Origin of the sequence: Leptolyngbya sp. NK1-12, from assembly GCF_032598965.1 — a bacterium.
In the GTDB taxonomy this organism is placed as follows: Bacteria; Cyanobacteriota; Cyanobacteriia; order Elainellales; family Elainellaceae; genus Elainella.
On the sequence record NZ_CP053586.1, the window covers coordinates 3,575,779 to 3,602,315 of the forward strand.

Genomic DNA, 26,537 nt, shown 5'->3' on the forward strand with positions numbered 1-26,537 from the left:
GATGTCTATTACCTTCAATACCCGTGACTCGAATTCAGGAGAACTCTTACTGTGCAATCGCCCGATCTTCATTTTCAGGCGCTAGAAGCGATTCTGCAACGTCATGCAGCAGCTCTAGAAGCCGATGTACGTGCCCTCCAACAAACCGATGAAACTGCCCAGTGGCCTATGGCCTGGAAGCAAGTCTACAACTGGCACTTCGCCAACTGCTTTGCTCGCCAGAAAATCTTTCGCAACTGGGCCGCCGATGCAGCCGCCTGGAACCTGTTGCCGCAGCGGATCTATCCGAACCAGGGCAACCGCACCCCGCAATCCTAATTGCTGTGAAACATAGGCTGTGAAACATAGAAAAAGCTAAAAATCAGTTTCCCCAGCTAATTCTCAGCGCTTTTTTAGCTTCAGGTCACGTGGGTTTCAGCGGCCATTGCGAACCTAGAACTGTAGGCAGTAGAGGCGACAGACTGAATTGCGGGTGGGGAAGTACTATGAACGCAAGCCATACAGGGCATACAGGACATACAGGACAAAAAGTATTAGCAAAAGCGGCAGTTTGGTTAGCTGGAGAGATTTTGCTAACGCTGATCGGCCTAGATACCCTCGCAGACTATGGCGAGTTCTTGCTCACTCATGCTCCTGAGTCGCCACTGCCCGAACCCACGCCAATCTGTCTCTGCATTGGTTGAGTCCTATAGGTCAGTCATTGGGTGAGCAATTTGTAAGCACCTAAATCTGTCAGCATTTAACAGAACAGAGATAGGACACAGAAAAGCCGCACGAGGTTCAGCCTGAAAATAACGTACAAGACTCCTTTCCACAAATTTCAGTAAGCTAGGGTAAGATGCTCTCTAAATGACGTATGGTCAACCCGCGTGGTCAATCATTGGCGGCCAGTACGTTTCCTTCTCCTCAAGCCGCAGCCCCCAAAGAAACGGTCAAGTTTTGGCGTAATCCCGATCTGGGCGATATAGAGCTGCTCAAAGCGACCTATGTCACCCATTCCTTCTCGCGCCATACGCACGACAGCTACGCGATTGGAGTGATTGATGCCGGCGTCGAAGAATTCACCTATCGGGGCGCAACCCACCGGGCCACCGCCAACTCGCTAGTGATTGTGCATCCTGGCGAAGTGCATACCGGCCATGCAGGCGTTCCCTCTGGCTGGCAATATCGCATGTTTTATCCCGGCGTGGAGCTGTTGCAGCAAACCTATGCCGAATTGACCGATGCCGTCCTCACCGATGGACAGCAAACCATCCCCTACTTCCCCAATCCGGTTATCCAGGATGCTGAGCTAGCGGGGCAACTGCGCCGTTTGCATCACGCTCTAGAAACTGCCAGTTCCCGACTAGAATGCGATTCGCGGTTTGTCTGGACCTTTGCCCAACTGATTGCCCGGCATGCCGAGCGGCGTTGCTGGATCCGTTCGATCAGGCAGGAAAACCAGGCGGTTCAACAGGTCCTGCGTTATCTCAAATCCCACTATGCCGAAGCCATCTCCCTAGATGATCTGGCCAAGATTGCGAATTTGAAGCCCCTGCGGCTGCTGCGCCTGTTTCAACGCGAGGTGGGCCTGCCACCCCATGCCTACTTGGTGCAACTGCGCGTAAAGCAGGCCAAGCAATTGATTGGCGCGGGTGTACCCATCGCCCAAGCCGCCTTCGACACTGGTTTTACCGACCAGAGCCACCTGAACCGCCACTTCAAACGTTTGATGGGAGTTACTCCCGGCCAATATGCTCTAGGTTGTGGTGCGTGCTAAAACCGACGCGACCAATCTTTTTGACTCCAGCGCTCCACTACCACCTTGGTCTGGGTAAAGAACTCCACGGCATGTTGCCCTTGGCCATGCAGGTCACCAAAGAAACTTTCCTTCCAGCCGCTAAACGGGAAAAAGGCCATGGGAGCCGCCACGCCGATGTTGATGCCGATATTTCCTGCCTCTGCCTCATAGCGGAATTTTCGGGCTGCCGCGCCGCTGTTGGTAAACAGACAGGCCATATTGCCGTACTGACCGCTGTTGACTAAGGCAATCGCGTCATCGATCGTGTCCAGATGGATCAGGCTCAGCACCGGACCAAAAATTTCGGTTTTGGCGATTTCACTAGCCGGATCCACATTCTGCAGAATAGTTGGCCGTAGAAAGTTGCCTTGGTCATACCCTGGAATATTGGGCGAACGGCCATCGACCAGCACGGTTGCGCCTGACTCGGCCCCTTGCTGAATCAGCTGTTCGATGCGTTGTCGGCTTTGGGGCGTAATCACTGGCCCCATTTGCACACTGGGTTCCAGACCATAGCCCACAACCCGACTGGTGGCCGCCTCTGCAATTGCTTCGGTGTAGGTCTGGCGAGCTTCTCCAACGGTGATGGCAATCGATGCCGCGAGGCAGCGCTGTCCGGCACACCCAAAGGCACTGTCGGCGGTGATCCGCGTCGTCATTTCTAGGTCGGCATCGGGCAGGACAATCACCGGATTTTTAGCGCCTCCCTGGCACTGCACCCGTTTGCCGTTGGCAGCAGCCCGACTGTAGATATAGCGAGCGACTGGCGTGGACCCAACAAAGCTAATCGCCCGAATTGCCGGATGGTCCAAAATCGCATCGACTGTTTCCTTCGCGCCGTTTACCAGATTGATCACGCCAGGAGGCAGGCCAAGCCGATCGATGAGCTGAAACACCAATTGCATGGTCAGCGGCACTTTCTCAGAGGGTTTAACAATGTAGGTATTGCCGCAGGCCAGCGCATAGGGCATAAACCAAAACGGAATCATTCCCGGAAAGTTAAACGGCGCAATTACGGCTGCCACACCCAGAGGCTGGCGAATCATAAACTCATCGATGCCGCTAGCGATGTCTTCTAGATTCGTGCCCTGCATCATCATCGGAATTCCGCAGGCAATCTCGACATTTTCGATCGCTCGGCGCATTTCGCCCCGTGATTCGTCTAGGGTTTTGCCGCACTCGATCGTAATGATGTTAGCTAGTTCCTCAAACTGGTCCTCCATCAACATTTTCAGCCGAAACAGATACTGCACTCGCTGTGTGGCAGGGGTGCGCCGCCAGGTCGAAAACGCCGTTTGAGCCGCTTCAGCCGCACGATTCAGCTCTTCAGCCGTAGAAAGCGGTACTTTAGCCAAAATCTCAGCGGTTGCAGGGTTCACCACATCTAGATATTCACCCGCACTGGAGTAGCACCACTGACCGTTGATGTAGTTTTGCAGGATGGGAAGGGTAGATTGGGTCATGCGAAGGACAAAATGGACATCGGCACCCAAGCTGAGGCAGCCGCTTAACAACTGTGGACATCGTTTTCACCAGTCTAGCGCCACGTGTGCAGTTGCATACACCGATTTCTAGCAGCGTATGCGGCGGTGTTTCCAAGCAATCGCTATCAGGCTATGGACAAAGGAACTGGGCGAACCAGCTACGCTGTTCGCGCTAGCGTTGCAAAGCAAAACGACAACACACCTTGCGCCCGCAAGTTTTTGACTAATGCAGAAAACGTTGTGGTTTTCCAAATTGCTGGAGAATCGCATTGGCGCAATTTGGTATTTCATCCATCACTTCAATCTATTTGAGGTTAGATTCCCCGACCCTTGGGGCGTTCGTATTCGGTCATGTGAACCGAAATACCCCGCTGCTTGCGGCGAGGTGAGTGTATTGCATCATTACTTTTTAATACCACTCTGATGTTTATTCAGTTATTTATTTAACAATCATTAAGTAGACCATTAAGAGTCTATCCGAAGACCCTTTCGGGGTTTTGAAATTCAAAAACTCGTCAGAGTTTACTGACTTCCAGCCAGAGAAATCGGATAGATACAGCGTTTTTCACTCATGGGAGGTATGGGGGATGGGGGGGGCTTCGGCCCCACGCAGGGGCAGTGCCTCTGCACCCCGTTTTTCGTACTTCACTAGCCTTAGGCACGCTGAATCAGGAATGACTTTTTAGAATTTCAGATTCCCTTCAGTCCCTGCATCCCCTGACTTTTAAGCCGAACGGGAATTGTAGGCAATCAGCAACCAATAACCCACAACCAATAACCCACAACTAATGACTGAAATCATTCGCCAAATCGTTCTTCATCATTCTTAACAAACTTAGCGAGTCCCGCAGAGACCATCATGCAGATTTATAAGCAGAAGTTCAACCAGAGATAAGAAATTTAGTTGGACTTATCTACTTGCGCAGCATCACAAACTTCCACTAATATCAATTTACTTCTATCAATGAGGGCGTTGGTATAGAGTTTTATCGATAAAACGCATCATTCATCTGTCTACTTAACCCTATCTCAATGGCAATAACAAATCGCATCCATTTTAGAAATTTGCGCGGCGACATTTTCGGAGGCGTTACCGCTGCAATTGTTTCATTGCCGTTAGCCCTTGCTTTCGGTGTGGCCTCTGGTGCTGGTCCGGTTGCCGGTCTGTATGGAGCCGTTTGCGTTGGCTTCTTTGCGGCTCTATTTGGCGGTACGCCTACTCTGATTTCGGAACCAACTGGACCGATGACGGTGGTAATGACAGCCATTGTCAGTTCTCTGACGGCAAGTAATCCAGAGAACGGACTGGCAATGGCCTTCACGGTCGTGATGTTGGCCGGGCTTTTTCAAATCCTGTTCGGGGCGTTTCGCCTGGGTAAATACATTACCCTGATGCCCTACAGCGTCATCTCCGGCTTTATGTCTGGAATTGGCGTGATTCTGATCATCCTACAAATTGCGCCATTCCTCGGCCAAAAAGCGCCCAAGGGAGGTGTGCTAGGCACGGTTATGGCTTTGCCAGAATTGCTGTCTAACATCAATCCGGTAGCGGCGATTTTGGGTGCACTGACCCTGGCAATCATTTTCTTGATGCCATCCAAGCTGAAGCGTTACGCTCCGCCCCAATTGGTCGCATTGATTGTCGGTACGCTAGTTTCGGTCTATGCCTTCCCCAATGCAGATATTCCTCGAATTGGCGAAATTCCGATGGGTCTGCCTACGATCCAACTACCAACCTTCAGCCCTGGTCAAATGACGCTGATGCTAGTGGATGGGGCCATGCTGGGGATGCTGGGCTGTATTGATACGCTGCTGACTGCCGTTATCGCTGACAGCTTGACCCGCACCGAGCATAATTCCAACAAAGAGCTGATTGGCCAGGGAATTGGCAACTTAGTTTCGGGGTTGTGCGGTGGTTTACCCGGTGCCGGTGCCACGATGGGTACGGTAGTTAATATTCAAACGGGCGCAAAATCGGCGCTGTCGGGTTTAACGCGGGCTGTGATTTTGCTGCTAGTGGTCCTGTGGGCCGCTGGCCTGACCCAAAATATTCCGATGGCGGTGCTGGCCGGAATTGCCCTCAAGGTAGGGATTGATATTCTGGACTGGAGCTTCCTGAAGCGGGCACATGTGGTGTCTTGGAAAGGAACGCTGATCATGTATGGCGTCCTGTTCCTGACTGTATTTGTGGACCTAATTGTGGCTGTGGGCGTGGGTGTGTTTATTGCCAACATTCTTACGATCGAGCGTTTGAGTGAAATGCAGTCCCAGACCGTCAAGGCGATCAGCGATGCCGATGATGACATTCCCCTATCTGCTGAAGACAAGCAACTGCTGGATCAGGGTCGGGGCCGGGTGCTGTTGTTCTACTTGAGTGGCCCAATGATCTTCGGTGTTTCTAAGGCAATTGCTCGCACCCATAACGCGGTTAGCGATATCGACGCTTTAGTGCTCGACCTGAGCGATGTGCCCCTACTGGGTGTCACCGTCTCGCTAGAAATTGAGAACGTAATCAAAGATGCCATTGACAAGGGCTGCCAGATTTACATTGTCGGAGCCACGGGCAAGGTACACCGCCGCTTGGAGCGACTGGGTGTTTTTCAACGGATTCCGGCGGATCACTTGCTAAACAGCCGTACCGAAGCGTTGAGGCGGGCCGTTGCTGGCAGCAGTGAGCAGATGGTTTTGAGCCAGTCTCCCGTCCAGCATGGCGGTTTAGAGCCAGCATAAATTTCGATTAGAGGATTGGGCTAGAGGCTAACTAGCTTGGCCCAACTGGAGATGCAGATTTGGAGAATAAGTATCTATGAATTTGATTGCACCCGTTTTTGAAGGACTGCCCTCACCAATTTTTTCGCCCCTGCTGGCCACCGTTGGCTCTGAAAATGTGCCAGTCGTGCTGGCAGGCGTGCTTCTGAGCTTGGTGGTGATTTACTTTGCTAGCAAGCTGGGAGGCGAATTGTCCCGTTCGTTAAATTTTCCACCCGTCTTAGGCGAGTTGGTCGGAGGTGTGGTGGTGGGCGCTTCTGCCTTGCACTTACTGGCTTTCCCGGAGAGCGGAGCGGTTGCTGCCGATTCGGCAATCATGACGGTTCTGCAATGGATCGGTGGCTTAACACCCGATGCGGTACAGGCCGTGTTTGAATCCCAGAGCGAGGTAATCTCCGTTCTAGCCGAGCTGGGCGTCATCATCCTGCTGTTTGAAATTGGCCTAGAGTCAGATCTGCGGGAACTGCAAAAAGTAGGCTATCAGGCGGCTCTGGTAGCGGTGGTGGGGGTAGTGGCTCCCTTTGCTGCCGGTACGGCTGGGCTGATGCTGCTGTTTCACGTTCCGGCCATTCCGGCCATCTTTGCTGGTGCAGCCCTAACCGCTACTAGCATTGGTATTACCTCTAAGGTGTTGTCGGAGTTGGGGCGGCTGAAGTCGCGAGAGGGGCAAATTATTGTCGGCGCGGCAGTAATCGACGATGTTCTAGGCATTATTGTTTTGGCCGTGGTTGCCAGTTTGGCGAAAACCGGCGAAGTCGATGTGCTGAATGTGGTTTATTTAATCATTAGCGCTACAGCATTTCTGTTGGGTGCGATTTTCTTGGGTAAATTCTTCAATAATGCCTTTGTAGCCATCGTTGACAAGCTAGAAACTCGCGGCAAATTGGTAATTCCAGCCCTGATCTTTGCGTTTCTGATGGCGTTTCTGGCCAATGCCATTCACCTAGAAGCAATCCTGGGTGCCTTTGCTGCTGGCCTCGTGTTAGATGAAACCGACCGGCGAAAGGAACTGGATCAACAGATCATTCCGATTGCCGATATTCTGGTTCCCATCTTCTTTGTCACGGTTGGGGCTAAGGCCGATTTGGGTGTGCTCAACCCAGCGATTCCCGCCAATCGAGAAGGTTTGGTGATTGCCGCTTTTCTGATTGGGGTTGCCATTGTTGGTAAGGTTATCACCGGTTGGGCTGTGTTTGGTCAACCGCAGATCAACCGGCTTGCGATTGGAGTAGGCATGATCCCCCGAGGTGAAGTGGGCTTAGTGTTTGCTGGCATCGGTTCAGCTAGCGGCGTTCTTACCAAACCGTTAGAAGCAGCCATTATCATCATGGTGATTCTGACAACCTTCCTTGCCCCTCCCTGCCTACGATTTGCCTTCGATCGGGGTCTAGAGTCAGAGGCCGCTACCGATGCCGAGCAAGTTGTCAGCTAATTTAGCAGTTCAAACCTCTACAGTTCAGATCACCAGTCACAACTAACATCTTCAGCGGGAGTAGAAACGTTTACCAGTCTTTCTGCTCCCCTTTTTCTAGGCTTGTATTTTTGGGTTCCTACAGCTTCGAAAACCTTCACTGCATGGTCTGTTTGCTCTAATTGGCAAGCAGTTTTAAGTAATTCAACCAAAACAATAAGTCATTCAACTTAATTAAAACTAAGCTCAGGGTGTTGTCGCTGCTCGAAGGGTAGCGACAACACCTCCTTTGGGTTTCATATTTAATTATGTTGTTCCACTTAATATAGAGCGAGCGTCCCGCTTTCGACAGGCAAGATAGCTCCACTATAGGATCTAAAAATAATTCGGTTGATCTATTTAATCGATCGCTAGAGGTGCTTGCTTGGGGGCAGAAAACGAAGAGGTGTCAGCATTAGAAGGTTCGCATCGAATCCAGGCAGCAGTCAACAATCCGCCTGCCACTAGACCGAGCACAAATAGCCAGCAGTGAGAAGAGCCGAACGAGCAGAGCAGCCGCCGATCGCCGCCATAGACATGCACGGCCCAGCCTTCATTCACATCAAGTTGGCTTCCAGTTATTTTCCGCATGATAGTCTCCTAACAGTTTGAGATATTATTCACGGTACAGTTAGAATTAGTTCTGCAATACGTTTATAAACACTACGTGTGCGCCTGCACCTACTCACCTATAGGTTCGCTACAGCATTTCACAATGCGCTCTATCTTCTGCTAGTAGAAACCAGCAAACAAGCCTCAGTAGTGACAGCTGCAGGAGAAACACCAAAAGTATTTATTTAGAAAGCAGAACTCGATTCTTGATCAGGATCAGTCCTGTTTGCACTTTATTAACAAACTCAGCTAAAAGCAATATTTGATTTCTTCAAATTTGTTTGAGCGACTATAGATTTTCTTTATATAATTTCTTTGTATTGATTTATATCTTACATAATCATCAATTTTCTTCCAGTTTATTCTGCTTCGATTCAGCACCGAGTTGTTTTAGCATCAGTCTGCTTTTGAAGCTTTAATCAAACCGAATCTAAAATCTAATAAGTCGGTCAACCTGATTAAACAGTAGATGTAGTACGAGTGTTTTACCCACGCCAGCGAGACGCTGGCACTACGGATCTTCAAATTAATGATGTTGATCTACCTACTGCTGAGAAAATTTTAGAACTAGGACCGAACTACGGTTGAATAGAAATTCGTTTTATTTCTTTTTTGTAGATCTCTGTTATAAACTCAAGAGCTTGTTATAAGTAAGTAGATAGAATTAAGATATTAGATTGAAATTAAATGAAATTTAACTTTGAATATTAAATTTATTTTTCAATTATCTATTCAAGTAATTCATTGCAGTAGAGGCAACACGAGGGTTAAGGGAAATTGGGCAGAGTGTAGGCAGCTTACCGCTGGCAGACAACCCACACGAAAAATTACAGGAACTGGAGACAGATTATGCTGCGGTTTAGCAATGGGCAACACAGCCAATCAGGGCAACCGTCAGGTACAATCTACAAACAGCAGGCACATGTTCGTTTACCTCTGCCGTGATTCTGTCCTATGGTTGAATCATCCGACTCTAATTTGCTGAATCGTCCAGAAGCGGTCATCTTTGTCCTGCTGGCTGCCTTATTCGTGCTCTGGGATACCTACTTGGGTTTACTAGATGACGTGGAAGCCACTGCCCTCTCTAGTCGTCAGTTGGCTCAGCGGCTGGGGACCAATCCTAAAACGATTCGGCGACGCAAAAGCCAGCCCGGCTTCAGCGAATGGACACAGCAGCTCGATCCAGATGGAATTGCCTGGGTCTATTGCAGCGGTGGAGTCTATGCACCTCGAGCTTAGGCGCTTTTTGAGGGTTTAACAGCATTCCACAATGTCCTAATCCTGGCTATTGCCTCTCTCCCTGCACCCCTTGCCGTTTTACTCAAGCTGAAGGGTCCCACCCCCCAAGTCCTTCCTTGGGTAGTGGTACCGTGGCTTGATTGCCGCCATAGTATAGAAGCACTCTACCTCCTTTTCTGACCCAACATGCCCAGATCTCCCGATCGCCCTGGCAATTTGGAAAGTGCTCGTAGGAATCGGCCACTCACCTATGCCATCAATCGGTTGGTGGTTGTGATTGCCTATGCAGTAGTTGTCGGTTTGCTGTTGAGCGCTGTGGCTCAAGCCTTTGCTGTGGGTCTAGAAGTGGGACTGAGAAGCTTGGCGGCAGCGGCTTTGCCCCCGATCATTCTCGCCTACAGCAGCTTTTTCTCCCGTTCCGTCAAACCCCCCAGCCGAGTGCTAGAAGTCAACTTGTTCGGTATGGCCTTGCTTTGGATTCTGGTTTTGCTAATCCTGGTGGACTTTGTCTCTGGTCAATTCAGTCATACCCTTCCCCTGGGTGAGTTTTTAATCTCCCTCACGCTGGGTGGCCTGTTCTACTTCGGCAAACGGCTATCGTCCAAATCGTTGCTCTCCTGCTCCTATGGCGTTCTGGCCGGGTTTTTAATTCACATCTTGATCTTCGGTCTTTGGTCGTTTTAAGACTCTCCCATCATTGCCTTGCTGCCAATCTAGATTCTGGGCGATCTGCTCAGGCAGCTTTTTGGGGTTGTAGCCTATGATATTGAAGTTGCCTAGCGCAGCCTTGGGTTGTTCAGTTTTAGCGCCCTGAAACCTATGGTGGCTAGGTACTGTCATGTCTTAGTGCCTATTCGAAAACCCGAGGGTTTGAAATTCAAGAACTCTGACGAGTTTTCGCATAGGTAGTTAGCGCCCAATTCGTTCCGTTCCTCATGAAGCAACTCCCACCAAAATTTAAGCAATCCCAACCCGTTTCTAAACGCCGATCTCGCTTGCGTGCCCTCTTCACTGCCCAGAATGGAATTGCCTTGTCGCTGCTGTTGTTCTGTCTGAGTACGGCGTGGTGGCTGTTAACCCAATCCGGCATTGATTTTTCCCAGCCCGCCGCGCTGATTGACTCGATTCAGTCCATGGGTTGGCTAGGGATTTTGCTCTACATTGGGTTCTTGTTTGTCGCGATTGTGATTGGCCCAATTCCCAGTACCCCGGTTACAGTAGCTGCCGGAGCCATCTGGGATCCCAATTTAGCTGGATTCTTTGGCGTAATTGGCATTTATTTAGGCAGCCTGGCCGCCTACTTTATTGGTCGGACGCTGGGCCGCTCGGTGGTACGGGCCTTACTAGGCAAGGTGATTTATTTTTCTAGCCATCGAGGCGAGGTATATCTGGGTTGGTTGGTGTTTGTCTCGCACCTGCTGCCCTTTATGCCCTATGACCTAGTTAGCTACGGGGCGGGCATTTCTGGCATGTCATTTCCCATCTACGCCGCCACCTGTCTGCTGGGAATTATTCCCTGCATCTTTTTCCTCACCCATATGGGCGCAGCCCTCACGGGTGGCCTGGTCTTGGGTATCTGTATAGCCGTCCTGTTTGTGCTAGTGCTAGTTTTACTGCCCTGGGGCGTCAAACGCTATAACTGGCTAGGACTGCGGGATGTTATTCGGGTTGAGTAGCGCTTCGGTAGCCTGTCAGCAGGAGCCAGCTATTCAATCGCCTCGGTAGGCTGTGCTTCCAAGCTATTGGCAAAGCGAATCAGCTTGACCGCATTCACATAAACTCGCTCAGATGGGTAGTGCTGCAACACTTCTAGCACCGTCACTTGCCGATCGTCCGCAGCTTTGATCAAGGCAGCTCTGAGCGCTTCTACATTGTCCGGTTCTGAGGGTTGTTCTCGATTGGGTGCAGCAGTTTTGAGAATCTGAATTTCGGAGCGAGCAGGCGGCAGGTGAATCACTTCACTCATTTGGGTGAGCAATTGCTGTCCAGAGTCAGAATCCAGCATTCCAGTCATGAAATCTGAGCTGGCTCCTAGCTTCATGCTCAACACGCTTCGCAGCAAATTGGGATCAAGCCCCGCCAGCCCCAGGTAAAACCGCAGGGAACCGGGAACTTCATCGGTGGTGACCAGCGTTTCTAAATCTTGCACTGAAACCCCAGCCCGCAAGGGGCCATAGGTGATGACCAGCCGTTCCGCCGCCAAGACTTGAGAAGGCATCAGTAGACTGCAACAGGCACTCAGCAGTAGGGTGTAACCAGCTCGGCGGACCCTTTGTCCTAGCTGAGGTATCCCTGATTTTGGCAGTTCTGATTTGACTTGGCGCATCAGCATGGCTGCATTTTCTCTATGTCCTATCCACGCCCTAAAAGCATATCGCAAGCCAAGTCAGATTGGGGAAACCCTCTGAACATGGCTCAAATCGTCGCAAGCATTCGTGACATCCTCCCGACGCTGACCCTACGGGTACAGCACGGGGCTTATAGCTCCCCGAACCCCTCAAAAGTTAAATATCAATTTTTGTGAAGAGCAGTTTTGGGGATAGCGGCTGACCAATCCTTGACCAATCCCTGGCCAATCCCCTACGCAATGACCGGGCGCAATCTTCCTGAAATTCTGGCGATGCGGCGACTCCCCTAGCTGGAGGAACTTTCGCTCATCCAATTGGCGTCTCCAAAAGCGGGAATCGTGCATTTACAAGCTATTGCAAACTGAATATTGCAAATATTGCAAATTATGAAAGCAGCGCAATGATTGCTCATCGCAATTGTAGAAATCGGCTTTTATTTCTTAAAGGGTAAAAAACATAGAGCTATAATCACAAAGATCGATTATCCTAATTTCTTCCGATTAAAAAATTATGGCCCCCCTGCCCGATCTCTAACCCTGGTGCCTGTAATGCCCCAACCGCTTGAATATTCAACGGCACCCGTCTCAGTATTTGTACGTCGCTTCGATTAACCGTTCGCTCTTTCTTGCTCCGTGCTTGCTTTGTAATCATCTGCACAAATCCGCTCCTCACACAGTTCGAGAATCTGGCCGCTGTTGCTGGATTGAGTGGTAGCAGAACAGTTTGGGGGATATATGAGACTGTTCAGCAAAGAAATTCCTAAAGTCGTCGTGCCTAAAGAAACGGCAAAACCCCGCCTTCAGCGGCTGCCGCTGCCCATCCTGCCACCCCTCCTGCCGCCAAAATGGGTGGAACCTAGCAAACGGCCCCAGCCCGCGCTATTGCGAGTTAGCCTGTTTTTTGGTGGAGTACTGGTGGTCGGCGGCATTTCGGGTGCCAACTGGAGTTTGTCCTACGTACAGGCCGAACTGGTGCCCAATCTTTCCCGTGAGCTGAGCCGCATGATTGACCGCCCGATTCAGCTAGGGGAAATCGAGCAGGTGTCTTGGTCCGGGGTGCGGTTGGGGCGTTCGGTACTGCCAACCACCGCCACTGATGCCGATCAGATTGTGGCCGAAGCGATCGATATTCGGTTTAATCCAATTCAAAGCCTACGCCATCAACAGGTGCGGCTGACCATGACCCTGATCAAACCAACCGCCTATATTGATCAGGACAAAGCAGGCGATTGGCTGAATCTGGAGCTAGAGTTTGACGAAGATGCCCGCATTGAAATTGACCAAATTCGCCTCCAGGATGCCACCATCACCCTTGCTCCCCAGCCGATTATTCTGGACGATTCGGTCGAAACTGATCCAGATGACGAACCCTGGGACATTTCTGACCATCCCCGCCAAATGACCCTGCGGCAGGTCAACGGCTACTTCAGTCTGCAAGAGCAGGGGCAGCGGCTGGTGTTTCAAATGGCCGCTCAGCCATCCCAGCAGGGCAAAATCCAGCTCAAGGGCGACATTCGCATGGATGCAGACCAGCTCCAGATCGCCCTCCAGACCCAAGCACTGCCAATTAAATCCCTGACAACGTTCATTCCGACCGATTTGAAGATCGATGCTGGTGAGCTGACGGCTAACGTCACGTATACAATGCAGCCCGATCGTCCTCCTGAGATCTCCGGTACGGCTCAGTTGCGCGATATGGCCGGACGCGCCAAAGGCGAACCTAACCCGTTTACCGGCATCAACGGACGCTTTCGGTTCCAAGGCCAGGAAGCGATTTTGCAGCAGGGACAGTTACGCTTTGGTCAAATTCCGTTTCAGCTCAATGGCAAAATTCACTTGGAGCGCGGCTTTGACCTCAACGCTAAAGTAGAATCCGTGGATGCGGCTCCGTTCATGCAAACCTTGCAGCTCGAAGTACCGTTTCCGGTAGAAGGTGCGCTCAAGTCAAAGGATTTGCGGCTGACTGGGTCGTTTGAGCGTCCGGTGTTATCGGGTACAGCCCAAATGGCGAAACCAATCAAGTTTGATCGCCTCACGGCTGCTTCAATGGAAGGTCGCTTTAGTTTAGACTTGGCCGCAGACTATCTCCAACTCCAGGAAATTCGCCTTTTGCCTGTTACTGGCGGCTCGATCACCACTCGCGGCGAAATTTGGCTGGAAGAAGACAATGCCAAAATTAGCGCTGTGGTGCAAGACCTACCCGCCGATGCGATGGCTCAGCTTTATCAGATTCAGTTGCCCGAAGGCCAGCAGTTGGGACGCTTCAATGCTCAAACCCAAGTTACCGTAGTCGCAGAAGCACCCAGCTTAGTGACAAACTGGCAGCTCAGTCAGGGCAGCTACCCGGCCCAGGGAAAAGTCACACTCGCCAAGGATGTGCTCCAACTCCGGGACACTCAAGTTCAGGTAGGAGACGGCAGCCTCAAGGCCGAGGCCGAGCTACAGCAGGGCCGCTGGCAAGCTGCGCTCACAGGGAACCAAATTCCGCTTCAGCCGTTTACGCAATTGCCCGGTCGTCTTCAGGGTCAGATCAACCTCGCGGGCAGTGCCACTGATTTGAGTCCAGACACGATTCAGGGCAACGGCGACTTAGCTGTTCAAATGGCCGAGGGGACGGTGGCCGCTCGCCTCAACGCCAATCAGGGCCGCTGGCAGGCTCAAGTAACCGGCTCGCAGATTCCCCTCAGTATGATTGCTGCCAATTTACCTGGTCAGATCGAAACGCAGGTGGCATTGCAGGGTCGTTTGGCTGAACTGCATCTGGGTCGAACTAAGGCGGAAGGTGCGGTACAACTCACTGCTCTACAGGCAGAAGAATTTGCAGGTATTGAGTTTTTGAATCATCCGCTGAAGGCTAACTTTGCCTGGAACGGGGAAAAGCTGCATATTCAACAGGCTGAAGCTAAGAACGCTGCCGTGAGCGGTTGGATTACTCCTAAACTAGACGGCAACGAGATTACGGATATTGCTGCTCTTGACTTAAACGTAAATATTCAAGAGTACGATTTAGCGACTCTGCCAATCACGCAAACCTCACCGATACCGATTAAAGGAAAAGTCAGCCTCAAAGGCACAATTACGGGAACGCCCAGTGCCCCCCAGGTCAATAGCGAGGTCAAACTCGATCGGCTTGCCCTACAAGACTTTCAGTTTGAACCGCTGCACGGCCAGATCCAGACTCAGCCAAACCGTCAGCTTCATCTAGACTTGCGCGGCCAGCAGGACCGGATTGCACTGGTGCTCGACCCTAACTACCGTCCGGCTTCCTTCGCCATCAAGCTGGGTCAGGCCATTGCAGAGGGCCGCTTGCTTGATCAGCGCCTTGTGGCCCAGATTCGTAATTTTGCGCTAGAGAAGCTCAACCTGTCGCTGGCGGACCTGGGTAAAGTTCAAGGGGTGTTGGCCGGAGACTTGAATGTGGATTTGGCGAATCTAACCGAACCGGCAGTATCGGGTAGGATCGACATCACCCAGCCGGGAATTGGTCCAATCAATGCTACTCCCCATCCCAAGCCTAAAACCGGTGGTTCTCCAAACCCTGCGGAGCATAATCGTTTCACGGGTATGGTTGCCTATCAGCACGGTCGAGCCTCGCTGGATCAAGCCGTTTTGCAGTTGGGCAGCAGCCGCTACGCCATCACCGCCCACGCCCATCCTGCCGCCGCTCAGTGGAGTAGTCAGGTGGCGATCGAGCAAGGCAGTTTTCAAGATCTGTTAACTCTGCTCACGCCAGAAGCCCTCACTGCTCTGGTCGAGAAGTTCACGAGCCGTCAGTCTGCCTCTCAACCCACCTCCCAACCGTCTCCATCTCAAACCGAAACCGCCCCGCTGCCGCTGACTGTTCCCAGCCTCGCCGATCTCGTCACGCTAGAAGGCCAGTTTTCCGGTATGGCCACGGTTCAAGGCACACCTGCTGGAATTGCCGCTCAGTTTGGCCTGCAAGGGCAGGATTGGCATTTGGCCGACTACCGAATTCGGCAAGTCACCGTTGCTAATGCCCAATTCAACGGGCAAACTCTCCTATTGCCAGCGGTGCAGGCCGAAGGTTTCACGATTGGGCTGGGGGGAAGGCCACGGGAGTTTGATGGACGGTTTGGCTTTACCGGACAGGTGGCTCCGAATGCGGTAGCGGGGAATCTTCGCCTCGATGGCATTGCCCTGCCTCAGGTGCAAAATGCGCTCAATTTACCTATGCGGCTAGATGGTAAAGTTCACGCCGTGGCGGCTCTCTCCGGTAGCCCCAGCCAACCCAATCTGACCGGCGAACTGCACCTAGAAGGCGTGAATGTACGCGACATGGCAATTCAGGAAGCCAAAGTTGGCTTCAGCTACATTGACCGCCAGTTTCATCTAGAAAGCTGGCAGCCACATGACCCGGCCACTGCTGAAGCCACAAATTTGCATGGTTCAGTAGATAACCCATAGATGAGTAGCAAAATGGCCAATAAGATGGTCAGTCAGCTTTAGCTGGAAGCGCTGGTGTAAAACCGCAGAGCAAACCGCCAAAACGAACGGGATACGAGCAACAGAATCACTGCCAGAACCCCAGCGCCAACGATCCATCCCATCTGGGCGCGATTCAGCAGCGCTTCGGCTGGAACAGTGGTCAAAAACGCCACAGGTACAATAAACGTGAAAAAGAACCGATAGGCGACTGGATATGCCGCCATTGGGAATCGTCCAGCTTCTAGCAATCCCCGCAGCACCTCGGTGACGTTATAGATTTTGACAAACCAGATGCTTGTTGCACCTAGCATGAACCAGAGACTATACAAACTCAACAACCCAAACACCAATGGCACAATGCTGACCAAATAGGCCTGACCGGCAATCCCCAAACGACTACCGGCATAGCCAATCACCACTAGCCCAAAAATCAGATCTGGCAATCCCCAAGGCGAGACCGAGCGAGTAGATAACCAAAACTGGGAGCTAATCGGCTTTAGCAGCACAAAGTCGAGCGTACCTTGCTGTACATGCTTAACGATTTGGTTCAAATTAGGCGCTAAAAACGTGGTAGAAAATCCCTGTAGAACCGTGAACACCCCCAACACAACGAGCGCTTCTTCCCAACTCCAGCCTGCAAAGGTATAGTCAGCCTGATAAAACAAGAACAAACTGAACAAACTGCCCGCTAAACTGCCCAAACTGGTCAACGTAGCAATCACAAAATTGACACGATATTCCAACTCAGCGGCCAGCGCCGTTGAGATAAAGAGTTTGAGAACTTGCCAGTATCGCTTCATTGGCAGTGAGTTAAAAAGAATCAACAGCCCAAATCAGCCCAAATCAGCCCCTAACTGCTGTCCTATTCATATAAATCCTGGACCTGAACCTGAGCGCCATTCCAAAAGAGTTGCCTCACTGATTTGACTGACAAATCGTTTAACTATGGTGGTTAAAACCTTCTTCCTCACTCTGCTGGCATAAAGGGAAATGGCTCCGTAACCACGAAGCTATCCGATACATCACCGCTGAATAGGTTCTGCTGACGTGGTCCGAGGTCCAGCTTGCGAACACCGGCCTCTGGCGAAAAGTCAACGTTTTTCAAATCCACCCAAAAAACATTTGGTGAAACCACCGACTCGAAGTAATAGAGCAGGTCCTTATGATCAGCGACGACACGCCAGCGGGTGGTGGAGAGATTGGGCTGGTTATCAATGCTGACCCCATAGGGGGCTGAGACGTTCCGGATCACGCTGAACACGGCAGCGGCAGCAAGGCGAGCATCGTCAAACTTGTCCACAGCGTTGATCAGGAAACTGGCGCGAGCGAAGCGGTCCTCCGCACGGCTGGTACCGGGCAGAAATGTCAGTCCGTCCACGCGCGACCAATACTGCGTAATCGCAAGTTGATCTTCGAAGATTGGCTCATTCGTCATCACCTGGTACTGGCGACCGTGGTGAATCCGCAACTCACCATCAATCCACTCTAGGATGGCACTGTCGCCCGAAGCATCGGAAAGGGACAGATGCGTAGTGGCCATCCGTCCTGGCTGATCGGGAACTTCGCCTGTGGCCACATGGATCGGATTAGCGCGCAGGTGCTCAACCGCCTCGGCTACAGTGGCAAAATTGTCGAGAAAATACTGCGGCCAGATCGACAAGGACAGCCGAGGTGTGCGCCCATCGTCCTCAGGATAAACCGATCGCGTCATCCAAAGCGCGTTGACCATCAATCCCGCTTCGTTCAAACCGTCAGAAGTCGCGATCTCGTACCCGGTGACTACAACGCTGCCATATTTGGATGTCCAATTGACAGAACGTGGACCAGCCAAACCATTGCGCTCAACCCCGCGAGGCAGAATCCACATATTGCCATTCCAGTCGAGCTTCCAATCCATAGACCGCCCGGTCAGCACTCGACCTTCAGGTCCGTGGTAGACTGCGCGAGTACAGGCCTCAGCAGATGTACCCGTGAACAGCATAATGGTCGAAGCAAGAACTAAAGACAAAAACCGCGTGTAAGTTGACATAGATTTACCCTGACTCACCTTCAAAGATGGGCACCAAGACGACTAATCAACATAGGTTCAAATACTTAATGTAACTCCTCGAATAATGTTTAGCTGCTAGATCAAAAATTTTGACTCAAAAAGTTAGAGCATCAATCTTGGCACCATCAAATCCGAGCTTGGACAGGGCTTGAACTTACAAATTCGGAGCATTGCTGATTGAGCTTGCAATCATCTTGAGCTTCAAAACTTAAAAAGCACCTAGAGGATATTCTACTCTACTAGCTTCCTCTACGTTGCCCTGCCCATGGGCGCTAGCTTCAACGATTAGAGTGTTTCACAATCATGACTAGTTCCCGATTCAACCCCGAAAACCTCGACAACCACGCCTCCGTATGCTCACGGCACCATCGCCACTTTGATCACCTGTCGCGCTTTCATGGCTTGAAACACCTGCTCTAGCTCGTTCAACGGACGGTAATCACTAATCAGTAGCTCGAACGGGAACCGGCGGCTATTCAGTAGTTCTAGGGCAGCCCGCACGTAATGCGGCGTACTGTGGAACACGCCTTTGAGGGTGAGTTCGCTGTAATGGAGCTGTTCGGTGCCGACGGTAATCGTCGTATCGCGGGGGCAGCCGCCAAACAAATTCACCGTGGCTCCCGGACGAGCGCAGGCAATCGCCAGTTCCCACACCGCCGGAGACCCTGTGGCTTCTACCACCACATCAGCTCCCCAACCTTCAGTGAGCGCTTTCACCGTGCCGGGGATGTCGTCTGTCTGATGGTGATTAAACGTTTTGACCGCTCCTAGCTGCTCGCCAATCTGCAAGCGCGAGTCGCTGCCGCCAAACAAATAGACCTCCGCCTCCTGCTCCACCAACGCCGCCACAAACATCAGCCCAATCGCCCCATCTCCCAGCACCGCCACCCGGTCTCCCGGTTTGACATTAGAGCGGGCTGCCCCATGCAAAACGCAGGCTAATGGTTCGGTCATGGCGGCAATCGCGTCGGGCAATCCGGCTGGAATCGGCAGCATGTTCTGACGCACGATCGGGGCTGGAATTCTGAGATATTCGGCAAACGTGCCGTTGTTGAAGCTGAGGTCGGTACACAGGGAATATTCTTGCTTTTGGCAGAAAAAACAGCTCATGCAGGGCGCAGAATTGTTGGCCACGACCCGATCCCCAATCTGCCACCCGGTCACTCCCTCTCCAACAGCGACGATCTGTCCGGCGGCTTCATGCCCAAACAGAGTGGGTGGCTTCAGCATGCGGGCATGGCCTCCCCGACGCCATACTTTTAGATCGGTACCGCAAGTCGTGGCAATATTGACCTGGATCACGACCTCTCCTGCAGCTGGCGTGGGCGCTTCCACCTCCTCTAAACGCAAATCTTCCTGACCGTACAATAACGCTGCTAGCACACTGACCGTTCCTTTGATTTCAGACCTCCCTGATTTTATCGCTGTGTGGGGATCAATCGTTGGGTGTGGTTTCAACCTGATGGTTCTAAACCAATCGCCAATAAACCGCCAATAAAAAACAGGGCGATCCACCCTGTTTCGTTCAATTTCAATTCAGATGCCAATTCCAATCAGCAGTGAGCCTACAGACCTGTGCCGATGCCGTAGGTTTCCTTCATGCTTTCGTACCAGGCAGCCGAGTCGGGGCTAGTGCCGGTAGCACCAAACTCATCTGTAACCGGTGTTCCAGCTTCTACGCCTTCGCCAGGAATTCCGTACTCACCCCGGATGGCTTCAGCCCAGACTGCAACTTCGGTGCCGGTAGTAATGCCTTGAGCATCGGTGATCGGGGTTTCGGTGGGTAGGCCATACTGCTCGTTGATCGCCTCCAACCATGCTGCCGCATTCGGTGAAGTTCCCGTAGCCCCAAACTCATCGGTGATGGGTGTATTCTGAGCCATTGCTGGCAGACCAGCCGCTGCTACCACTGCACCAGCTCCCAACATCACAAAAGCCAATTGAATTCTAGAGCGCATTAGTTATGTTCCTCCAAAAAGTTGTCGTCCAGACTGAGCAATCTAGTAATGGATTGAATGCTGCTGAGGAGTGACCGCTCAGATCAGCGCTAGCCTATTTAGTAAACTAGCCAATTAGTCAGTAAACTACGGTAGATTTACTAAATTTGCCTCCTACAGTGTGTAAATCGTTATAGCAGTCCTGGATTTCGGTCAAGCAAGATTATAGTGACTAAAAAGAAAAAATTCAAAGTTTCAGGCCAAATTGAGTGATCGCTATCGCAGCCTTAACCAACTTCGTAAGGACTGATCGGGTTGCTCTGCATCTGGAATAATGTCATGTCTGGAGTAGTTGGGCATACACATCGTTCACAGTGTTAGCCCACAGTGTTAGCCCATAAAGCGTCCAGCGATGTTTGACTCACCTGTAGCCAAAAGTCAGCTTCATCATCTGGAAGCAGAGTTGCCAGCACCCTCGTCCCTTCTGGCAGCTCGGTAGATTCCAACAATTCGATTTTCCCCTATCGAAATAGTGGCCCAAAGCGGTTTTAACATGTTTGTAAAATGGCTGCCCTAAAATAATACTCATCCAAGCCGCACGATTGGGAGTTCCATCATGATGCAGGCAACAGAAGCACAATACTACTCGCCCGAAGCCTATCTGGAGCTAGAAGTCAATGCTGAAGAACGCCATGAATACATCGACGGTGAGGTAATTCTCATGCCCGGTGGCACCCCAAATCACAATCAGATTGTAGGCAACTTCTATGCTGCCTTAAATTTTGCCTTTAAACGTCAACCCTATCGCGTATTTGTCACCGATCAACGCCTCTGGATTCCTAAACGGCGAATCTACACCTATCCCGATGTCATGGTGGTTCAAGGCGAATTGCAGCTTCAAGAAGGACGGAAAGACACGATCACAAATCCGATGTTGATTGCCGAAGTATTATCCGAATCGACACGCAGCTACGACAAAGACAGCAAATTCGCCGCCTATCGCACCATTCCTAGTTTTCAAGAATATGTGTTGATCGACCAAGCCACCCTGCACGTTGAGCAGTATTACAAAACCGAGCCGCGCAAATGGATCTTTGCTGAATACGACGGTGAAGAAGCGGTCTTAATGCTGGCAACCGTTCCGTTTCAGATTACCCTAGCCGACCTTTATGACAAAGTAGATTGGCAACCAGAGGAAGTACCTCAAGACTGATTGTTTCTTCTCTTCGTTCGCCTATTGGAGCGCTACAACCAAGGCATCGTTGTGCTCATACTTTGTGCTCATACTTGAGTTCTGAGCGATAATAAGCCTCCGAACCAGCCAGTATCCCGATCAAATCGAGTCGTTTGCCCTCACCCCAACTACAATTTAGGCAGCAAACCCATCCCATCAGGAAGTTTTATGACCTCATCTGCCACCCTGTCCCAGCTTGACCTGCCACGCGCTGCGAGTATCGAAATGCCTGCCATCAGCGGTTGGGAAACGGAAATTCAGTCCGTGGTTAACCACAGTGAACCCGTATTTCTCACCAATACTAATTTGCGGTTAGAAAATATCAAAGCCGGGTTTGCCTGCGCCCTTCACATGCATCAGCCCACCATTCCGGCAGGATGGCAAGGGGGATTGATCAGTCATTTGCAATACATGTACGAGCATCCCCACGAGGGCGACAATCACAATGCTGACGTGTTTGCCTGGTGCTATCGCCGCATGGGTGAGTTTATTCCCCAGTTAGTCCACGAAGGCTGCAATCCACGCATCATGCTCGACTATTCTGGTAATTTGCTCTGGGGCTTCCAGCAAATGCAGCGACATGACATCCTCGACAACCTCAAGCGCATCACCTGCGATCCGGCTTACCAGCCCTATGTGGAATGGTTAGGAACCATGTGGAGCCATGCGGTCGTCCCTTCTACACCGATTCCCGATATCAAGCTACACATTCAGGCGTGGCAACATCACTTTGCTGCCATCTTTGGTTACGATGCTCTGCGGCGCGTGCGCGGATTTTCGCCTCCCGAAATGCACCTGCCCAACCATCCCGATACGCTCTACGAATACATCAGAGCACTGAAGGAATGCGGCTATCAGTGGTTGCTGGTGCAAGAACATTCGGTGGAAAACCTGGATGGTTCTGGACTGCGGCACGAGCAAAAGTACGTCCCCAATCGCTTAATCGCCCGCAACTCCCACGGCAACGAAATCAGCATCACAGCCCTGATCAAAACCCAAGGCTCCGATACCAAACTCGTGGCCCAGATGCAGCCCTACTTTGAGGCGAAAGGGCGAGATCGGCAGGCTATCGGAAGTACCCAAATTCCGTCCCTTGTGGCGCAAATTGCCGATGGCGAAAATGGCGGCGTGATGATGAACGAGTATCCCCGTGACCTGTTTCGCATTTACTACGACATCCGCGATAGCGGCAGCAACCATAGCGGCACCGTGCCCATCAACGGCACCGAATATCTAGAGCTAATCGAGGCAGCAGGCGTCACCCCAGCAGCTTACCCAACTTGCCAAGCCGTACAGCAGCACAAAATTTGGCAGCGAGTAGACCCAACCCAGGCTACGTCAGCCGCAGTCGAACAGGCGATCAGCGAACTGAAACAGACCGACCCGCACTTTCACATGGATGGCGCATCCTGGACTAACAGCATTAGCTGGGTGAGCGGCTACGAGAATGTGCTAGAACCCATGAACCAACTCAGCGCCGCTTTCCACCAGAAATATGATTCGTTAGTGGCCCAAAATCCTGCTGTGACGCAGCAATTCGACTATCAGCAAGCCCTACTCTATAACTTGCTGCTGCAAACGAGCTGTTTTCGTTATTGGGGGCACGGCACTTGGACCGACTATGCACGGGACTTGTATCAGCGCGGTCAAGCACTGCTGGCCTAAACAACTGGCTTAAACCTGAAACTTTTGTTCGGCCCAGTTCCAGCCATCCCGTACCGCGTGCTTGGCATCTTCCCAGGCTAGACCAGAGGTGCCATAATTTTCTTCGTAACTGCGCCGCAGTTCTGATTCAATCTCGTCGTAAGATTCTCCAGTTTCCGCATATTCGACATAGCCCTCGTAGCCCGTTCGGTATGCCGGCTGGTAGTCCTCGTAGGAGAAACCGGAATCGGAGTACGGTTGAGATCTATAATTTTCCCGCCAATACAGATCGGCACGATAGAAGAAATCATTGCGTCGAGCGCGCTCCCAGGCATCTCTGACTGCGTACTTGGCATCATTCCACTCCACACTAGAGCCATCATTCCGGCGTTCGTACTCTCGCTCTAGTTCTGGTTCGACCTCTTGATAGGTTGTGCGCTGCTCAGCACGGGCCACATAACTCTCATAGCCAAGCTGATACGCTAACTGATAGGCTTCGTAACTGCGCTCCGGATGCAGATCGGTCCGATTCTGATGCTGTTCTCGCCAATAGGCTTCTTCAATCGTCGGATTTGTCGCCTCGGCTGCACTCTTACCCACCAATCCGCCAATCACACTTCCCACAACCGCGCCCACAACCGCCCCAATCGGACCAGCAGTTGCTCCAATTGCAGTTGCAGCGGCTCCCACGGCAGCAGCCCCTACTCCAGTTCCAACCGGATGAGCACCCGGTTCACCTGTGATTGGATCAGGGTTAGCACTCGCCGGTTCAAAATCTTCGAGTTCAGCCATAACTTACTCCTGAGACAAAATTTGAGCAATAAATCTGTTCCTGGCTGTTCTTAAGCTACTCTTTTGCAGCTAAGATTACCGTCTCTCCTAAGTTAGAGGCATCTGCCTACTATTAGTAAAAGTAGTAAAAAGCGCTGCTAGAGTACAACCACATAAGAGTTGCTACTAAAGATAGAAGCAAGAAAAACGCAGACAGAGGAAGATACACTCTGGTGTAAATTGCTGTCCTTAAACCTATGCTGCTACAAATTAAACAAAACGATACTTTAATTGAAGTCCTAGATCTGGAGGCGTTGATCAGCCCCACCCACAGCACCATACCAGGGCGAATCCAGTCGGGGCAGGAGGAGCAAGACCCCGAAGAGTTTCCGAAGCAGGATTTGGTGTTTCCATCAGGTGAAGCACTGCCAAAATGCTGGCTAGATGCAGACTATAACCTCAAGAGCAACTGACAGCAGCCATTTCAACGATAACTAATGCGAGATGTATTTAGATCCAGCCTAGGGAGGGTGGATCAGGTAAGGGGTCGGGCAACGGCTCTGGGAGCGGATCAGGTAACGGGTCGGGCAAGGGTTCAGGTAATGGATCGGGGTCGGGCAAAGGAGTCGGGGCCGGAACAGGTGTTGGTATAGGCGGATCTGCGATTTCCATCGACGAAATCCTTGCCCCGTAAATGGTTGTAAAAGTAAAAAACATCTATGTTACCTGGGTTACAGCAATTTGAGCCTAATCTCAAGCTCCAGTCTATTTTGACGATGGCTTCCTAAAAGAAATTTCAGCTTTTTTGGGCCGATAATCAGGACAATCAACAGCCGCTTCTGTTAACACTGTACAGGGATGGACTGCACACCTTAACTGCAAATTCTTAGCAAAGAAATAGCAATTCTTACAAGGAATTGACGTATCTAAGCGACCATTTAGCTTCCATCGTTGCCAGTGAGTCCAAATCTCAACAATCACAAAGATGCAAGGAATAGTAACCATCACACCGGAAAGCAATAATGGTAACCAAATAACGTCAGCGGTTGATGGGCTAGGTTGTGGTTTCGGGCTAGTCGTCTCCGACGGTATGGCCTCTACCGAAGCTAACGTGTTCCAGTCGGGTTGATGCACCACAGTCTCGCCAGGGATGATAATTCTATTTGCTTCTGGAGTTGCGTTTTCCATTTTCCCTAGTCATAGCCTTAAGCCACGGCTCGCATAGGTTCTAACATCTTTGGTTATATCAACACCAACTTGTTTTCTCGTCATCCGGAAGGGAGATTACGGCGGTACGACCACCATTCGCCAGTTTGGAATTCGTCTTGAGAAACTAGCCCTAGGTTTTAGAGCTTGTTTGTAAACAACTGTTTTGATCCCCCTAAATCCCCCTTAGCAAGGGGGACTTGAGCATCGGAGTCGAGTTCCCCCCTTGTGAAGGGGGGCTAGGGGGGATCAAGCCGTACCAATGGTTGCGGAGCTTTAGATTCACTTTATAAATTAGCTCTTAGATCTCCGCTTCGATCTAGATTGAAATCCAGGCTTTGCTTTAGAGTCAGGCTGAATTCGACTGTTGCCTACTGCCTTAGGCACTGCACCGGAGCGGACAATCTGATCTTGGGTCTGCTGTCGCAGCTTAGCGTCTTCGTCGCCGTAGAAGAAAGATAGCAGTACGAACCGCTGCCCTTGAGTGACGGGGGTTGCTTCGTGGAGGAGCGAGCAGGAAAACACAAGCGCATCCCCTGGGCTTGGTGCGTAGAGGTCAGGCCCATATTCGGGGAAGCGCAACTCTCCTCCTGCGTAGCCTTCATTTAAGTTCAGGGTAAGGGCAAAGCGACGATGAGCTGTTCCCAAAGCGGTGTTGTCGCGATGGGGTTGAAAGAACCCCTGATTAGTGCCTTCGTAGCAAGCGACCACATATCGCTCAAAGCAGGTGACGCTAAACTGAAATGCTTTCTTAATCTCTGGTAACACGCGACGGCTAAGTAGTGCATTAATTTCGTTCACCAAGTCCGGGTTAGCAATCAGCCAATCACGCCGCCGCTTGATGGCAGGATCTAGTACCACTACTGTTTTTTCGCCTTCCTGCCGCATAAATCCAGATTCTCGGCCCCCATCTGCCTGGTAATAACGGATCAAGCGCTGGCAGAATTCAGCAGATAAAACCTGGGGAATCAGCAGAACTGGTGCTTGTTGCCTGATCACACGGGGAGCACTGGGCGAAGGCAGCGTTTCTAGATAAGCAAGAACCTGCTGAGCATGAGCCACATGGGACTCTAGAGGAAATAAATTCAGAACGCGCAAATTTTCATTCAACACAAAGGTAGTTGGATCATAGGTAATACCTTCTCCACCAAGTCCTACCTGACAAAGACCATACCGGATGCTAACCTCGCCCGAAAAATCCCAAAGCCAGTGAAAGAAGCTAGACTGGGCTACCTTTTCCTCCAGGACTCGGTCGTTTGGATCGATGCTAACCCCAAAGAAATGGATGCCTAACTGCTCAAACCGAGATTTCGCCGCACAAAAATCTGCCAAAGCCGCCTTCACCTGAGGATTGCGAGCACTGCCAAAAAAGAACAGGACGGCCCGATAGCCCCCCATCAGAAAATCCTGAGGGCTGGCTGAAGCAGCAGATGTAAACCAGGGCGCGTGATCCCCAATGGCTAGCGCAGACATAGACTTCTTAATACCACCAACTCTGGCTACTCATCCAATCAAAGCAATCCCTAAAGTATGCCGAGGTAGTATGGCGCTGTCAACTTGTTCAGACC

23 protein-coding genes are annotated in these 26,537 nt (G+C 51.3%); 12 read left to right on the forward strand and 11 right to left on the reverse strand.

The features are described from left to right. Positions 1-51: 51 nt before the first annotated feature. The 3 genes from HJG54_RS15050 (at position 52) to HJG54_RS15060 (ending at position 1,759) form a co-directional block, all read left to right on the forward strand. Positions 52-318, forward strand: a complete 267-nt coding sequence (locus HJG54_RS15050; protein WP_036006184.1) for a hypothetical protein — start codon at positions 52-54, stop codon at positions 316-318. A 167-nt stretch (positions 319-485) separates the two neighbouring features. Next, on the forward strand, positions 486-683 hold the full coding sequence (locus HJG54_RS15055; RefSeq protein WP_316429629.1) for a hypothetical protein: 198 nt from the start codon (positions 486-488) through the stop codon (positions 681-683). Between the two features lie 173 nt (positions 684-856). Continuing rightward, positions 857-1,759 (forward strand): AraC family transcriptional regulator, encoded by a 903-nt coding sequence (locus HJG54_RS15060; protein ID WP_316429631.1) that lies wholly within the window; start codon positions 857-859, stop codon positions 1,757-1,759. Here the strand turns inward: HJG54_RS15060 and HJG54_RS15065 are convergent. Beyond that, a complete protein-coding gene (locus tag HJG54_RS15065; RefSeq protein ID WP_316429633.1) occupies positions 1,756-3,243 on the reverse strand; it encodes a CoA-acylating methylmalonate-semialdehyde dehydrogenase in 1,488 nt (495 codons plus the stop codon). The two genes, HJG54_RS15060 and HJG54_RS15065, sit on opposite strands and share 4 nt — an antisense overlap. 1,053 nt (positions 3,244-4,296) lie before the next feature. Here HJG54_RS15065 and HJG54_RS15070 point away from each other — a divergent pair. Continuing rightward, a complete protein-coding gene (locus tag HJG54_RS15070; RefSeq protein ID WP_316429634.1) occupies positions 4,297-5,994 on the forward strand; it encodes a SulP family inorganic anion transporter in 1,698 nt (565 codons plus the stop codon). Between the two features lie 76 nt (positions 5,995-6,070). Beyond that, positions 6,071-7,465: a cation:proton antiporter gene (locus tag HJG54_RS15075; protein ID WP_316429635.1), complete on the forward strand. Its 1,395-nt coding sequence runs from the start codon at positions 6,071-6,073 to the stop codon at positions 7,463-7,465. Between the two features lie 378 nt (positions 7,466-7,843). Here the strand turns inward: HJG54_RS15075 and HJG54_RS15080 are convergent, their stop codons facing one another. Beyond that, a complete protein-coding gene (locus tag HJG54_RS15080) occupies positions 7,844-8,074 on the reverse strand; it encodes a hypothetical protein (protein ID WP_316429637.1) in 231 nt (76 codons plus the stop codon). Between the two features lie 975 nt (positions 8,075-9,049). Here HJG54_RS15080 and HJG54_RS15085 point away from each other — a divergent pair. From HJG54_RS15085 to HJG54_RS15095, 3 genes are all read left to right on the forward strand, one after another. Next, the gene (locus HJG54_RS15085) at positions 9,050-9,334 is read left to right on the forward strand and encodes a hypothetical protein (protein WP_036006189.1); all 285 of its coding nucleotides are present in this window, start codon (positions 9,050-9,052) and stop codon (positions 9,332-9,334) included. A gap of 186 nt (positions 9,335-9,520) precedes the next feature. Continuing rightward, complete coding sequence (locus HJG54_RS15090) at positions 9,521-10,018, forward strand: hypothetical protein (protein ID WP_316429639.1); 498 nt, start codon at positions 9,521-9,523, stop codon at positions 10,016-10,018. A 251-nt stretch (positions 10,019-10,269) separates the two neighbouring features. Continuing rightward, on the forward strand, positions 10,270-11,010 hold the full coding sequence (locus tag HJG54_RS15095; protein WP_316429641.1) for a TVP38/TMEM64 family protein: 741 nt from the start codon (positions 10,270-10,272) through the stop codon (positions 11,008-11,010). Positions 11,011-11,039: 29 nt separating this feature from the next. Here the strand turns inward: HJG54_RS15095 and HJG54_RS15100 are convergent, their stop codons facing one another. Continuing rightward, positions 11,040-11,552 (reverse strand): alpha/beta hydrolase, encoded by a 513-nt coding sequence (locus HJG54_RS15100; protein WP_316429643.1) that lies wholly within the window; start codon positions 11,550-11,552, stop codon positions 11,040-11,042. 864 nt (positions 11,553-12,416) lie between these two features. Between HJG54_RS15100 and HJG54_RS15105 the strand changes: the two genes are divergently transcribed. Further along, positions 12,417-16,106, forward strand: a complete 3,690-nt coding sequence (locus HJG54_RS15105; RefSeq protein ID WP_316429645.1) for a DUF748 domain-containing protein — start codon at positions 12,417-12,419, stop codon at positions 16,104-16,106. Positions 16,107-16,144: 38 nt separating this feature from the next. Here the strand turns inward: HJG54_RS15105 and HJG54_RS15110 are convergent, their stop codons facing one another. The 4 genes from HJG54_RS15110 to HJG54_RS15125 form a co-directional block, all read right to left on the reverse strand. Then, positions 16,145-16,927 carry an ABC transporter permease gene (locus HJG54_RS15110; protein WP_035996290.1) on the reverse strand — a complete coding sequence of 261 codons (783 nt, stop codon included), beginning with the start codon at positions 16,925-16,927 and terminating at the stop codon, positions 16,145-16,147. 167 nt (positions 16,928-17,094) lie between these two features. Further along, on the reverse strand, positions 17,095-18,156 hold the full coding sequence (locus HJG54_RS15115) for a linear amide C-N hydrolase (protein WP_316429647.1): 1,062 nt from the start codon (positions 18,154-18,156) through the stop codon (positions 17,095-17,097). A gap of 378 nt (positions 18,157-18,534) precedes the next feature. Continuing rightward, a complete protein-coding gene (locus HJG54_RS15120; RefSeq protein WP_316429649.1) occupies positions 18,535-19,560 on the reverse strand; it encodes a zinc-dependent alcohol dehydrogenase in 1,026 nt (341 codons plus the stop codon). A 182-nt stretch (positions 19,561-19,742) separates the two neighbouring features. Further along, positions 19,743-20,135, reverse strand: a complete 393-nt coding sequence (locus tag HJG54_RS15125; RefSeq protein WP_035996291.1) for a hypothetical protein — start codon at positions 20,133-20,135, stop codon at positions 19,743-19,745. 595 nt (positions 20,136-20,730) lie between these two features. Here HJG54_RS15125 and HJG54_RS15130 point away from each other — a divergent pair. Together HJG54_RS15130 and HJG54_RS15135 are read left to right on the forward strand one after the other, a co-directional pair. Beyond that, positions 20,731-21,327 carry a Uma2 family endonuclease gene (locus HJG54_RS15130; RefSeq protein WP_316429652.1) on the forward strand — a complete coding sequence of 199 codons (597 nt, stop codon included), beginning with the start codon at positions 20,731-20,733 and terminating at the stop codon, positions 21,325-21,327. Between the two features lie 189 nt (positions 21,328-21,516). After that, positions 21,517-23,013 carry a glycosyl hydrolase family 57 gene (locus HJG54_RS15135; RefSeq protein ID WP_316429653.1) on the forward strand — a complete coding sequence of 499 codons (1,497 nt, stop codon included), beginning with the start codon at positions 21,517-21,519 and terminating at the stop codon, positions 23,011-23,013. A gap of 9 nt (positions 23,014-23,022) precedes the next feature. Here HJG54_RS15135 and HJG54_RS15140 read toward each other — a convergent pair whose 3' ends face one another. After that, a complete protein-coding gene (locus tag HJG54_RS15140; RefSeq protein ID WP_316429654.1) occupies positions 23,023-23,784 on the reverse strand; it encodes a hypothetical protein in 762 nt (253 codons plus the stop codon). A 236-nt stretch (positions 23,785-24,020) separates the two neighbouring features. Here HJG54_RS15140 and HJG54_RS15145 point away from each other — a divergent pair, with 236 nt between their 5' ends. Beyond that, on the forward strand, positions 24,021-24,236 hold the full coding sequence (locus HJG54_RS15145) for an acetyltransferase (RefSeq protein WP_316429656.1): 216 nt from the start codon (positions 24,021-24,023) through the stop codon (positions 24,234-24,236). 37 nt (positions 24,237-24,273) lie between these two features. On the opposite strand, the gene HJG54_RS15150 is transcribed toward HJG54_RS15145, so the two are convergent. The 3 genes from HJG54_RS15150 to HJG54_RS15160 all read right to left on the reverse strand — a co-directional run bounded on the left by HJG54_RS15150 (position 24,274) and on the right by HJG54_RS15160 (position 26,442). Then, a complete protein-coding gene (locus HJG54_RS15150; protein ID WP_158672857.1) occupies positions 24,274-24,435 on the reverse strand; it encodes a hypothetical protein in 162 nt (53 codons plus the stop codon). A 93-nt stretch (positions 24,436-24,528) separates the two neighbouring features. Continuing rightward, positions 24,529-24,951: a hypothetical protein gene (locus HJG54_RS15155; RefSeq protein ID WP_316429659.1), complete on the reverse strand. Its 423-nt coding sequence runs from the start codon at positions 24,949-24,951 to the stop codon at positions 24,529-24,531. Between the two features lie 312 nt (positions 24,952-25,263). Beyond that, positions 25,264-26,442 carry a 2OG-Fe(II) oxygenase gene (locus HJG54_RS15160; protein ID WP_316429661.1) on the reverse strand — a complete coding sequence of 393 codons (1,179 nt, stop codon included), beginning with the start codon at positions 26,440-26,442 and terminating at the stop codon, positions 25,264-25,266. Between the last annotated feature and the right edge of the window lie 95 nt (positions 26,443-26,537).